The sequence below is a fragment of the Sphingobacterium sp. UBA7855 genome (assembly GCA_002500745.1).
Classification (GTDB): domain Bacteria; phylum Bacteroidota; class Bacteroidia; order Sphingobacteriales; family Sphingobacteriaceae; genus Sphingobacterium.
Map to the genome: position 1 here is coordinate 65854 of DLST01000002.1, position 12261 is coordinate 78114.

Sequence of the window (12261 nt, forward strand, 5' to 3'; positions counted from 1 at the left end):
GAATATATTTAAATCTTCTTATGGGACAATTTGCAATCAGAATTTAAAATAACCCTAGCAAACCCTTAACAAAATCAATGTGGCTTGGCATTGTACTTTGTTTTTTGTGATAAAGGTCGTTTGCATATAAACGGAAAAAAAATGAAAAAACAGGATTTGATGAACGAATTTATCAAAAATCATCAGGAAGTGGTTCAATATATTGATGGTTTAAACGAGTCAGAATTTGGGTATTCAAAAAGTGGAAAATGGACAGCTGGACAGCAGTTGGAGCATATATTACTCACGATAAAACCATTCCCTAAAATCTTAAATTCCAAAACATTCATTCGTGAAAAATTTGGAAACATCAATCGTCCTACATGGAGTTATCATACTGTGTTAGAAAATTACACGAAAACAAGCCTAAAAGCACCAGCACAATTTGTGCCGCAGAGGGAGTTATCGATAGATAGGAAAGCAGGTATTATAGCGGAAATAGACAGCACATTGAAAGCGATCAATGAAGTGTTTGAAAACTATACAGAAGATGAACTCGACTCCCTTACCTTACCTCATCCGCTACTGGGGCAACTGACCATCAGAGAGATGTTTTACCTGATGTCCTACCATCCGATACATCACCAAAAGCAAATGATGATCGGTCTATAATCAGTCAACAATACGAAGCCCATAGGTCAGTGGTCGGTCATTCATTATAATGCTATTTGTTGTTGATTTAAAGTGTTTTATGTTTGTCATGTCAATCAGAAATACCGGTATAAAAAAAAGGATTGATGACAACACATGGGAACTATTGTACATGGAGCAAACGGAGGCTTTAAGGGTAAAGCCGGCTCAGTAATCGGAAGTAGCTGGAAGAGTATCAACTACATTAAAGGGCTTTATAAAAAAAGATCAAAGCCCGCATCGGAAGCACAGCTGATGCAGCAGGAAAAATTCAAAACGCTGATGCGTTTCCTACTGCCCATCAACTTCTTTTTAAAAATTGGTTTCGGTCTTAAAAACACCGAAAAATTGACGCCGATCAATGCGGCATTTCAATTTAATGTAAACAAAGCCATTACGGGCGTTTATCCAAACTATGCGCTCGACTATGGCAACATCAGCATTGCAGACGGTGGACTGTACGGTGGTGGTACAGTAGCCGTCTCGTACGATTCGGGCGAATTGACCTACAGCTGGTCAACGGGCGGTAGCGACGTTTTCGAAACTTTTGGGGATGATTTAGTCTACGTGCTGGCTTACCATCCCGAAAAGGATGAGTTTATCTCTTCCACCAAGCCAAGTACGCGGGAGACGGGCGTGGTATCCTTTATGGTGCCTGACCACCTCACTACGGGTGCGGTGCACACCTGGCTATTTTTATCCAACCGTTCAAAAACGAAGGTGTCTAAAAGCGTGTATCTGGGCGAGCTACAGCTGATCTAATGTTAATGGGCTGAGTCGATCTGGCTCAGCCTTTTTATCTCTTTTTATTATGGTAAAAAAAGCGCCGACTCCTGCGCAGCTGCGCGTTCGGGAAACATTTAAAATTGCGCGTGCCTTTTTGGCTCCGCTCAATGGATTGATCAAAAAAGGCTTTGCTGAACAGGCCAAGCGCAAAAGGTCGCTTCCATTTGGGCAGGCCATGAGTCACACGTTGCGTATAGCAATCAGGTACGAGGCCGAAAGGCCTGTGGTAGACCCAGCACTGGTTCTTTTGAGCGACGGTTCCATCTCGCCGGCCAATATGCCTATACTAACACGCGAAAAAGATCGCATAATAGTCACACATACAGTCCCTAGTGGTAACTTATATCCATTGGACGACCAGATTATCCTTTGTGCTTATCAGGTTGAAAAGGGCTATGCTTTTATAAACGAAAAGGTCTGGAGACGGTACGATGGGCAGGCCATCTTGCACCTCCCGGAAGGCTTTGAAGCCGACAGTTTTCACGTTTACTTGCTCCTCTGCGACAGAAAAGGTAAAAAGTATGCACGGTCACGTTATTTAGGGTACTCCACGAAATGAAAAAGAAACATATCCTGTTGCTCCAACGTACCTATGGCGCACAGGGAACCAATGGCACCATTACCTATCAGGGCGAAGTAATCTGCCATACCATTGAGCTGCCCGACAGAAACAATATTCCGCGAATCAGCTGCATCCCCATAGGCCAGTACAAACTCGAAAAGCGGCGCTACCCCAAGCATGGGGAACAGATTGGTATTCCAATAGTGCTCGGCCGGGAGGCCATTCTGATCCATGCAGCCAACAATGCATCGAAAGAATTGCAGGGCTGCATTGCGCCAGTGACGACTTTAACCGGTGAGGGCCGAGGGGATTACAGCGGTAAAGCTTTAGCAAAGCTTAAAGCCTTGGTGTATAGCCTTTGGGATATGGGGGATGAAGTGTATTTGAATATTCGGTAGCAATTTGGAGGACATGAATTTGCGCTGCATTCCTTTGTGCCATCTTCTTAGCAGTATGACGGCACAAATCAAACTCGCTGTGCTCGGACAGTGATTTATGCTATCGTCATATTGCGTCAGCGATAGGCAGTCAGAATGCTATATTTTCTATTCCTATACCTGATGATTTATCGAATTGTCCTCCTGTACTGCTCGCAGAAAGAAGGGAATGATTTTAAAAAGCTGTAAGTATGAAAAAAATCTTAAACAAAATAGGACAGGTGCTGCAGGTGGTTCTTGCGGCGCCTGTTAAATGGCCCGGAAAGGCTGGTAATATATTAAAATATATTGCGTTAGGTCTGGGTATTGTGAAGACCGTCATGGAGGAGGATAAGGATGCGGATGATGGACGGAATAAATGGAGCGGCACATTTCAGGATGTGCCAAGGCCTCCGGCTGACGAAGCCAAACAGGCCATGTTACCCAAAGAAAGGAGTGGAGCGGATGAGGTGGAATGATATGCGCATCTCAGCGCTCGGAGGTACACTGTGTTCCATCTGGGCCAGTATTTCACTGGGCGATGTGCTGCAGACGGCATTGACGGCTGCGGTGGGTACACTGGTTAGTTTTGTGACGAGCCGATTGATCGGCCGATGGACTGACAGGCAGCGAAAATAAAAAGCTCTATCTTGGAAGACTAAAGCGCATTCGAAAGGTGCGCTTTAGCTAAATGCGACAAAAGTAATTGTATAAAGTGTTGTATGCTTTGTTGTTAATATATTCTTTACCTGTCCTTAATACTGTAGTTGTATTAAAGCATGATCTTTACAGCCAACGAAGAATTATTGATCTACAGAGTATGCTTGTGAAAACGATAGACGCCGTGCTATTGGCACGCCTGGTAAATGCAGATTACAGTGCTTTTGATGAAATTTATGAACATCATTGGAGTCACCTGCTTCAAATTGCTATCAAGAAGGTCGGCGACCTGGACGTTGCCATGGATCTCGTTCAGGATCTCTTTGTAGACCTCTGGCAAAGACGACACACAATCAATATCCACAGTGGACTGCGGGCTTACCTCATTTCTGCCTTGTACCACAAACTATTTCAGCATTTCAGGAAAAAGGGGTTGTATGAAAAACATATCGAGCAATATAGTATCCTGTTGCAAGATGGTTTACATGACCTATTCCCCATAGATCGTTATGAGGAAAACTATACGGATGTGCTCGTGGCGATCGAACAGTCGGTCGTTGAAATGCCCGACCGTATGCGCGTTGTTTTTAATTTGAAATACCAACGTAGTCTCAGTAATCATGAAATTGCGGAACAACTTGGCATATCGCTTCAAACTGTAAAAAACCAATTAAGTAAAGCGTTGAATCTTGTGCGCCAGCACATGCAGCAGCAACAGCTAAATCCCAGTGTATTTCTGTCCTTATCTTTTTTTCTGTTCTTTTAGCTTATGTCCTATCGCTGCCGCCATCATTTTTTCTTAAACTAAACTTTATACAAACTTAACCTATCTGGGATGGTACGATCATCCCATTACTGCAACTATAAGGTGTATGCAGGATAAAAAAAGAGAACTGGAAAAATTGATCGAAAGGTATTCAACAGCAAAGCTGACGGATGCAGAACGTGCACATTTGACACGATGGCTGCGGGAGCTTGATGTAAATGAAAGTTATCGCTTCGATAATGAAGGGGACCGCTTCGATATTGAAGGAGTTCAAACGCGGATGAAAGAAAAGATAGACCTCCGTTTGCTAGCCACCGAAACACCTACTAAAATCGCATATCCACCTTGGCTGTTATGGGGTAAGGTTGCCGCAGTTGTTCTTTTTTGTTTTTCATTTGGATGGTATCTACTCGACCGGAATAGTAGCGGGGATGCCCAAAATAGGCAGTTCGTCAAAGTCGAAAAAATGGTCGATAAGTCCAAAATGATAACCTATGCAGCTGTACAGGATAGCACGATTGTATTGGAAGATGGCAGTAAAGTCCGTCTTTTGGCAAATTCTTCAATCTCCTTGATGCAACCCTTTCCAGCAAAGCAGCGCGCGATTCAATTACAAGGAAAGGCTTTTTTTGAGGTGTCACACGACAAATCGCGCCCATTTACAGTTCTATCGGGCAATATCCTGACAACGGCTTTAGGAACTTCTTTTTGGGTTGTGCAGGAGGCCAAAAACAGGAAGCCTAGTGTGCGCCTGATCACAGGAAGAGTTTCCATTAAGGAGCGTGGCGAAAATGGGGAAGAGAAGCTTCTTGCCTATTTGAATCCAGGGCAAATTTGGGCGGAAAAAGTTGTACAACCCAAAAAAGAACCTGTTTTGAAACCGGAAAAACCAGTAGAAGAGATCGTACCAACGATATTGGAATTTCACCACAAGCCTTTGGCGGAAGTGCTTCCTGCCTTGGCGTCTTTCTACCGTACAACGATTCTCTTTTCTCCGGACGATGTGTCAGGACTATCATTCTATGGTACATATACAACAGAAAATGAGGTCGCGCAGATTCTGCAAACGATCTGTATCGCAAATGAGCTCGAACTCAAGTTTAATACCGAAACAAATACCTATACGATCTTAAAAAACAGTCAATAAAAATCCAAAAAAAAAACATTATTGAGCCTCTCTTTTTAGGGAGGCCTGGGAAAACTATGCTCAATTATTAATGAAAACTATGCAACAATTTTCAACAGGTAAAAGGCCAGCCAAGGGGGCTTTATTACTGCTACTAGCAATTGCTTTTGGCCAAAAGGGTTTTGCCCAACAAAGCGGGGAACTTGTTGTCATGGTGCAGGATGCGAAGTCAAAAGGTTTGGCCAATGCAACGGTGACCATAAAAAACAAGAATAGCAACCTGAAACGATCCGGTCAGGCTGATCAGCAGGGGAAAGCCGTGTTCAATAATTTGCCGGTGGATAGCAACTATTGTATTTTGGTGACTTATACAGGACTACTGCCAAAAGAGGAGTGCCAGTATATTGTTACCTCCGGTAAAAGATCGAGCGTGGTCTTTCAACTCACAGACGCAGCTTCAAATCAAATGGACGAGGTGGTCGTTGTCGGGTATGGTACTCAGAAAAAGACCAACCTCTCGGGTGCTGTAGATCAGATTAGTGGCGATGTGCTCGAAAGCCGCCCTATTTCCAATGCTGCGCAAGGGCTTCAGGGGATTTCACCCAACTTGAATATACAGTTCAACTCCGGAGCACCAGGAGCGGAACCTAAAATCAATATCCGTGGAATTACATCGATCAATGGAGGCGATCCATTAATTTTAGTAGATAATGTTCCTATTTCGGCGGCCGAATTAATCCGGATTGCGCCACAGGATATTGAATCATTTACGGTGATCAAAGATGCGTCGGCTGCGGCGATCTACGGGGCCCGTGCCTCCTTTGGGGTTCTGATCATCACGACAAAAACAGGGAAAGGCGATGTGAAAGTGAACTATTCAAATAACTTTACATGGAATACCCCGACAGTAATGCCCGATAAAATAACGGATCCTTATGTGTTTTCGAGACTATTGGAAACTTCAACCGATAATACACCCTGGGATAATGTCAACTATTCGGACCAGTTTTACCAATATGCAAAAGAGCGATCTGACAACCCTTCCATTGCCGGTGTGCGTATCAACCCCTCAGATTCCAAGCTCTGGGAATATATGGGTAATAGGGATTGGACACGCTATTTCTTGTCCGACTGGAATGCAACAAATACACACGACTTGTCAATCTCGGGTTCAAATGAAAAAGTACAATACTATATCAGTGGAAGCTACAACCGACAAAATTCGCCTGTTAAGCTAGCAGAGGATTATTTTGACCGCTATAACCTGCGTTCCAAAGTAAACTATAGGCTTTCTGATTTTATTTCATTTGGTAACAATACAGTGATCGGAAGTATACGTAGGCTTGCGCCTTCTCAGATAAGTTTGCCCGATATCTATAATATTTTTCCAACTTCTTTTGATAAGAACCCGGATGGAACATGGGCCAATTCTTCGGCAGGTATTATTGCCGCACAAATGGTGGATGGCGGTAAAAGTGATCGTAAACGTCTGGATGTACAATCTACCTTTAATACTGAGCTTCGCTTTTTTGGCAATAAATTTAAAGTCAATGCCGACTACACTTTTCAGCGTAATTCGTTAAACCGCAATTGGTACACCAAGCAGTACGCAATCGGTTATGGTCCGGACGATGTCCGTAAAGAGGGGACAACAGGGGCTTATCGTGAAGCGGGTTTTTCCTATTATAATGTTTATAATATCTATGGTACATACTTGCAATCTTTTAATAAACATCAGGTCAATGCGGTACTGGGTTTTAACCAGGAGGATTATCGGTATGAAGTGATCACTGCTGAGCGTGCCGGACTTATTTCAGAATCCTTTCCAACCATTCAGTTTGCAACAGGAACAATGAAAATGGGTGAAGCTATTGATACGTATGCCTTACGTGGTGCATTTTATCGGTTGAACTACACGTATGACGACAAATATATTGTCGAATTGAATGGTCGTTATGACGGTTCTTCCCGCTTCCCGAAAAGCAATCGTTTTGGTTTTTTCCCTTCAGGTTCTGCAGCTTGGCGCATTGATCGTGAAAACTTTATGTCCGCTGTATCAGGGCTTGATTTGTTAAAAATCAGAGCCTCGTACGGTCAGTTGGGCAACCAGTCTGTCTCGAACTATGGCTACCTCCCTTCGATGGAAAAAAAGGATACGGATTACTTGTTTGGCAGTGAACGCGGTATCTATATACAGGTTCCTTCGTTGGTGTCGCCAAATTATACCTGGGAGAAGGTCAATACCGCCAATGTCGGTCTGGATGTCGCCGTTTTGAAAAATAAGCTTTCGGCTAGTTTTGACTATTATTCCAGACGTACCTTAGGTATGCTAACACTAGGCAAAGACCTGCCTAACATTTTGGGGGCAAGTGAGCCTCGCGAGAATGCAGCGGATCTAAACCAACGGCTGGGAATTGACTGTCAATTTTCAGGATCGCTTTGAATTGGCCAATGCGCCCTTGCGCTTCAATGCTAAGCTGTTGCTGTCGGATTCACAGTCCAAAATTACACGTTTTGATAACCCTAATAAAAGTATTCTCCAGTATTATGAGGGCATGCAAATGGGGGAGATCTGGGGGCTTGAAAGCAACGGGCTTTTTAAAGATGAGGCGCAGATTGCCAAGTTGGACCAGACTTCGATTATTCCTTGGGGAGCCTTGTCTATCGTACCAGGATGGCCTACTTATGTGGATCAGGATGGTAACGGTAAGATTGAAAAGGGATATACTCTTGGCGATACCAAAGACCTCAAGATCATTGGTAACTCCACGCCGCGTTACCAATTTGGTGTTGATCTTTCTGCCGACTGGAAGGGTTTTGACCTGCGGGCATTTTTCCAGGGAATTGGCAAACGCGATTACTATCCGCTGGATTACCTATATTGGGGGACATACCAACAGCCTTATGGTAACTTTTATGGGCACTTGCTTGATTTCTACCGTCCGGGAAGTGATTCGGATATCGACCGTGCGAAACATTCGCAAGCCTATTTGAATTTGGGACTGGCCGATCAAAATCTCAATGCGGCTTACCCGATCTTACAATCCTGGCTTGCCGACCGTAACTTGGGTACCCGGATTGACCAGGCCCAAGGATTGGCCATTCCACAGACCAATTATTTGCTGAATGCGGCCTATCTACGTCTGAAAAACCTGACGATAGGGTATACCTTACCCAAATCTATTACTTCACGCGCCAAGATCAGTAACCTACGCGTTTATCTAAGTGGTGAAAATATCATCGAATGGTCTGCTGTGAAGCGCTATTTTGATCCGGAGACACTGAACGAAAATACGTATACTAATCCAACTGCAGGTTCGGATCGTGTAGGTAATGGGCTTACTTATCCCTTCCAGCGAAGTTTTTCTGCAGGTATTCAAGTCACCTTTTAATTGCTTATCATGATAAATAAATATATAAAATTAGCCGTTGTATGTTCAGGTCTTTCTGTGCTTGGAAGCTGTAACGACAACTACTTGGATCGTGTTCCAGAGACTGCGATCAATAACGAAAATTTCTTCAATACAGCGACCGACCTGGAGTTGTATATCAACGGTTTGTATAATTTTTCAGCATTGGGTATTTACCAGGCCGATGCGACGACCGACAATGCGAGTACGACAGGTAATACGGAGATCAAAACCCTCATGGGGGGTAACGCCTCTGCAGCGACAATCTCGGGTGGTTGGGACTGGGAACAGCTCCGCAAAATAAATTTCTTTCTACAGCATATGGGCAAGGCGAAGATCAGTGACAGTGAGAAAGCGCATTATGAAGGGCTTGGCCGTTATTTCCGGGCCCGCTTCTATGCCGAGAAAGTACAGCGCTTCTCAGATGTGCCCTGGGTGGATAAAGCACTGGAGGTTGGAGATACGGATTATCTTTTTGCCAAGCGCGACCCACGAGCAACGGTGGTGCAGAAAATCATGGAAGATTTTGAGTTTGCCGCACAAAACGTACAGCCCCGGATCAAATTGGGGACGGTCAACAAGTGGGTGGTGCTGCAGGAATATGGCCGCTTTGCCCTGTATGAAGGAACGTACCGGAAATACCACAACGAACTGGAATTGAAAACCACGGCGACTGAATTTTTGAACAAAGCACAGGCGTTGAGTGATCAGCAGATGCGCGAGGGCGGTTTCAGTATATACAATACCGGTAAGCCCAATCAGGACTACGGCACTTTATTTTTTAGTGAAAATCTTGAAAACAACAAAGAGATCGTACTTGGACGCTTTTATGCCAACAATGTACTCAATGCGGATTCATGGCCGGGTATGTTTGGTAATTATGAGTACTATCCTTTGCGTGATCTTGTGCAGGCCTACCTGATGAAAGATGGTACATTTTACACGGCGCAGCCCGGATATGAGAAAAATTCTTTTGTCAAAGAGTTCGAAAACCGCGATCCACGCCTGGCACAAACGTATGCTTATCCGGGATGGCAATTGATCTATTCGCATACCTATGCGCAGGGGGCGGGACTGTATGTGCAGCAGCTGGCCAAAAACTTCTCGGGCTACCACCAGATCAAGGGATTTCAAAATACGCTTAGTTTGGAAGCACGCAACAACTTGGACATTCCGCTATATCGCTATGCCGAAGTCTTATTGAATTTTGCTGAAGCAAAGGCTGAGCTGTGACAGCTGACGCAATCTGATCTTGATCGTAGTATTAATTTGTTGCGTAGACGTGCGGGTATGCCGGATATGGTTGTAGGCGTAGGTATCGATCCCGTTATGGCGGCGCGTTACTCCAATGTCGAAAGTAATCAGCGTAATCTAGTGTTAGAGATCCGGAGAGAGCGTCGAGTCGAACTTGCGTTCGAGGGTTTCCGTTTTACCGATCTGATGCGCTGGAATGTAGGCGAATTGTTGAAGAACAAGCGTGAGGGCATTTACTTCTCCGGATTGGGGCAGCATGACATGACGGGAGATGGTGTTCCGGATATCGTATTGCTGGCTTCCTCATCATCCATTCCGGCAGTGAAGGAGAAAAACAGCCTAGGTCGCGAATTGCAGTATTATCGCGTAGGACGCTTTGGGCAGGATGTGGGGGTATTTCTTTCGGATGGAAATAGTGGTACCGTCGAAACAATCGAAAATACAGGAATTTTTGAATCGCCAAAATTCTACTATCGTCCCATACCACAAGGGGAAGTACTTTTAAATAATAATCTTAAACAAATATTTGGATGGTAATGAATCATTTAACAACAGCTATTTTATCTTTTCTTTTTATTGTGTTTGCTAGACTGGAGACAGTGTGTGCACAGGAATTTAAGTTTGCGTTTCTAACCGACATGCACGTTTATTGTGATTCGACCCTTGGTCAGGTGGAGCATAGGTTAAAATCACTTCCGCCAGCGGTGGAGTTGCTGCTCAGTGGTGGCGACAATGTCGATATTGACAATTTAAAAGCGGCTGATCTCCCGGCTGGCGAAAAGCGCCTTAAGTCATTGAAAGGGCTTTTTGACCGCGCAAAAAAGCCGTACCGAATGGCTATCGGCAACCACGACCGCTTGCCGCGCGATATGCGTAACGGCAGCAACGATTTTGAACTCTTCGAAAAGACTTTTGGCCAGACTTATTTTAGCTTTGACCATAAGGGATGGAGGTTTATTGTCCTCAATAGTGTGGAAACCAGAGATAACCACTATGTTATTGGTGACAAGCAGCTGGAATGGCTGCAGAATCTTGTGAAAACCACAGCCAAAGACCAACCTTTGGTAATTATTTCGCATATCCCATTTTTATCGATTTATTATCCAGTGCTGGAGGGGCGTTATACGGCTGCGGATACTTTTTTAAACCAAAAACAGGTGTTCGACCTTTTCAAAGAGCATAACCTAAAGTTAGTGCTGCAGGGGCATATGCATTTGTATGAAGAGATTAAAGTGAAAGGTGTTCAGTTTATTACTGCAGGGGCCGTGTCGGGAAATTGGTGGCAGGGTGCTTTTGAGGATACAGCACCGGGACATCTCGAAGTACATGTTAAAGGAAGAGATTTTAGCTGGAAGTATGTCAAGTAAGATTGCTGCACGGTCGCAATTACTTAATGAGTAGACTTATAACCATAGTACACTGGTTAGTTTTGTGACGACCGATTGATCGGGCGAGGGACTGACAGGCAGCGAAAATGAAAAGCTCTATTTTAGAAGACTAAAGCGCGTTCGAAAGGTGCGCTTTAGTTACAAATAGCAAACCTGCATAAACGTGTTTATGCTTCGAAAAGTGTGTTTGAACGATGTGTAGTGGATAATTAATGGAAATAGAAAATTGTTATACTTTTTATTTAATTAATTAAATATTTTGTATATTCGCGTTTTATAACCACATAATTTATCTTTTTAACTCGTTTACAATGTTCAAATATTTAAGTTTACTTGCTTTTTTCCTTCTGCTCATGGCCAGCTGTTCCGATAAATACAATGAATTGGATACGGACGAAGAAATTCCCAAAGAATCGTTAACAATGATGCCACTGCGCCTCGAAACGGATGTTAAAACAGCCAATATATTTAATATGGTGGTCTTTAACATGAAAGACAGCACCATTGATGAGCTAAAAGAATGGATTGCCCTTCCAATTAAGTATAGTGAACTTGATTCCCTTTTCTGGGAAGTAGAGGGTACTCCCAATCGAGTCAATCTTTTAGCGAAGGGCACAGGTTCGCTTTCTTTGAAATCAGCATGGGGACACTACTTTTATTTGCCCGGTACCTATAAAACTTATCTGTCAGGTTATAAAGACAACAAGAGGGTTGTAAGGGATTCTACTTATATCAAGATAAATGCGAATGCAGATTTTTTGAATGTTGACTGGAACAGAATAGACAATATCAATCAAAATACAGGCTATACAACAAATGGTACTCTAGGATATCAATTTCGCATTCTGAATAGAAAATCAGGAAATACGGTTTATTCAGGACTGAGGGTTGCTTTTGATTCGATTGATTATAGACAAAACATAATTAATCTGGGAAAGAAAGAAAGGGATGCGTTGTCTGCATATATGACAAAATTATATGGAAATGCCAATTTTGAAGGCGATAAAGAGCTGTTGAGTGAACAGTTTAAGCAACTTTTTAAGGCCGATGTGGCAAAAGATGAGGTGCTCAAAATCTGGAAAACCCCCAAGTCAAATATTGCATTATTGCACCTTAAAAACGATGAAGATGAGGCTTTTAGCTATTGGGTGCATGCCGAGCCCGCAGAACAGAAATAGCAATTTGAACGCGGGTAGATTATACAGGTTGTTTAAAAGCATGATT

Annotated in this window: 12 protein-coding genes and 1 pseudogene; all 13 read left to right on the plus strand. The window is 43.5% G+C overall.

All coding sequences use genetic code 11. The features are described 5' to 3' along the window. Positions 1–141: 141 nt before the first annotated feature. The 13 genes and pseudogenes from B2107_RS01320 (at position 142) to B2107_RS01380 (ending at position 12215) form a co-directional block, all read left to right on the plus strand. A complete protein-coding gene (locus tag B2107_RS01320) occupies positions 142–651 on the plus strand; it encodes a DinB family protein (RefSeq protein ID WP_293952435.1) in 510 nt (169 codons plus the stop codon). Between the two features lie 135 nt (positions 652–786). After that, positions 787–1431: a DUF6266 family protein gene (locus B2107_RS01325; protein WP_293952437.1), complete on the plus strand. Its 645-nt coding sequence runs from the start codon at positions 787–789 to the stop codon at positions 1429–1431. 49 nt (positions 1432–1480) lie between these two features. After that, complete coding sequence (locus tag B2107_RS01330; protein WP_293952439.1) at positions 1481–2014, plus strand: DUF6266 family protein; 534 nt, start codon at positions 1481–1483, stop codon at positions 2012–2014. Beyond that, entirely contained in the window at positions 2011–2415 is a 405-nt protein-coding gene (locus B2107_RS01335; RefSeq protein ID WP_293952440.1) for a DUF5675 family protein, read from the plus strand. Before B2107_RS01330 ends, B2107_RS01335 begins: the two co-directional genes overlap by 4 nt. 230 nt (positions 2416–2645) lie before the next feature. Then, a complete protein-coding gene (locus tag B2107_RS01340) occupies positions 2646–2912 on the plus strand; it encodes a hypothetical protein (protein WP_293952442.1) in 267 nt (88 codons plus the stop codon). Continuing rightward, positions 2899–3072 (plus strand): hypothetical protein, encoded by a 174-nt coding sequence (locus B2107_RS01345; protein ID WP_209575173.1) that lies wholly within the window; start codon positions 2899–2901, stop codon positions 3070–3072. Before B2107_RS01340 ends, B2107_RS01345 begins: the two co-directional genes overlap by 14 nt. Positions 3073–3259: 187 nt before the next feature. Further along, positions 3260–3859 (plus strand): RNA polymerase sigma factor, encoded by a 600-nt coding sequence (locus B2107_RS01350; RefSeq protein ID WP_293952445.1) that lies wholly within the window; start codon positions 3260–3262, stop codon positions 3857–3859. 106 nt (positions 3860–3965) lie between these two features. Next, positions 3966–5006: a FecR family protein gene (locus B2107_RS01355; protein WP_293952447.1), complete on the plus strand. Its 1041-nt coding sequence runs from the start codon at positions 3966–3968 to the stop codon at positions 5004–5006. 79 nt (positions 5007–5085) lie between these two features. Then, the gene (locus B2107_RS01360; RefSeq protein WP_293952449.1) at positions 5086–7428 is read left to right on the plus strand and encodes a SusC/RagA family TonB-linked outer membrane protein; all 2343 of its coding nucleotides are present in this window, start codon (positions 5086–5088) and stop codon (positions 7426–7428) included. Beyond that, positions 7400–8377, plus strand: a complete 978-nt coding sequence (locus B2107_RS01365; RefSeq protein WP_293952451.1) for a hypothetical protein — start codon at positions 7400–7402, stop codon at positions 8375–8377. The genes B2107_RS01360 and B2107_RS01365 overlap by 29 nt, the downstream gene beginning before the upstream one ends. Positions 8378–8911: 534 nt before the next feature. Next, a pseudogene (locus tag B2107_RS01370) lies at positions 8912–10186 on the plus strand (RagB/SusD family nutrient uptake outer membrane protein). Beyond that, positions 10186–11016, plus strand: a complete 831-nt coding sequence (locus B2107_RS01375) for a metallophosphoesterase family protein (RefSeq protein WP_293952453.1) — start codon at positions 10186–10188, stop codon at positions 11014–11016. The pseudogene B2107_RS01370 and the gene B2107_RS01375 overlap by 1 nt, the downstream one beginning before the upstream one ends. 332 nt (positions 11017–11348) lie before the next feature. After that, complete coding sequence (locus B2107_RS01380; protein WP_293952455.1) at positions 11349–12215, plus strand: hypothetical protein; 867 nt, start codon at positions 11349–11351, stop codon at positions 12213–12215. The last annotated feature ends 46 nt before the right edge of the window (positions 12216–12261 follow it).

Excerpts from the sequence above, each read along its gene's own strand:
- B2107_RS01320 (WP_293952435.1), top strand. The coding sequence starts at position 142 with ATGAAAAAACAGGATTTGATGAACGAATTTATCAAAAATCATCAGGAA.
- B2107_RS01325 (WP_293952437.1), top strand. The coding sequence starts at position 787 with ATGGGAACTATTGTACATGGAGCAAACGGAGGCTTTAAGGGTAAAGCC.
- B2107_RS01330 (WP_293952439.1), top strand. The coding sequence starts at position 1,481 with ATGGTAAAAAAAGCGCCGACTCCTGCGCAGCTGCGCGTTCGGGAAACA.
- B2107_RS01335 (WP_293952440.1), top strand. The coding sequence starts at position 2,011 with ATGAAAAAGAAACATATCCTGTTGCTCCAACGTACCTATGGCGCACAG.
- B2107_RS01340 (WP_293952442.1), top strand. The coding sequence starts at position 2,646 with ATGAAAAAAATCTTAAACAAAATAGGACAGGTGCTGCAGGTGGTTCTT.
- B2107_RS01345 (WP_209575173.1), top strand. The coding sequence starts at position 2,899 with ATGAGGTGGAATGATATGCGCATCTCAGCGCTCGGAGGTACACTGTGT.
- B2107_RS01355 (WP_293952447.1), top strand. The coding sequence starts at position 3,966 with ATGCAGGATAAAAAAAGAGAACTGGAAAAATTGATCGAAAGGTATTCA.
- B2107_RS01360 (WP_293952449.1), top strand. The coding sequence starts at position 5,086 with ATGCAACAATTTTCAACAGGTAAAAGGCCAGCCAAGGGGGCTTTATTA.
- B2107_RS01375 (WP_293952453.1), top strand. The coding sequence starts at position 10,186 with ATGAATCATTTAACAACAGCTATTTTATCTTTTCTTTTTATTGTGTTT.
- B2107_RS01380 (WP_293952455.1), top strand. The coding sequence starts at position 11,349 with ATGTTCAAATATTTAAGTTTACTTGCTTTTTTCCTTCTGCTCATGGCC.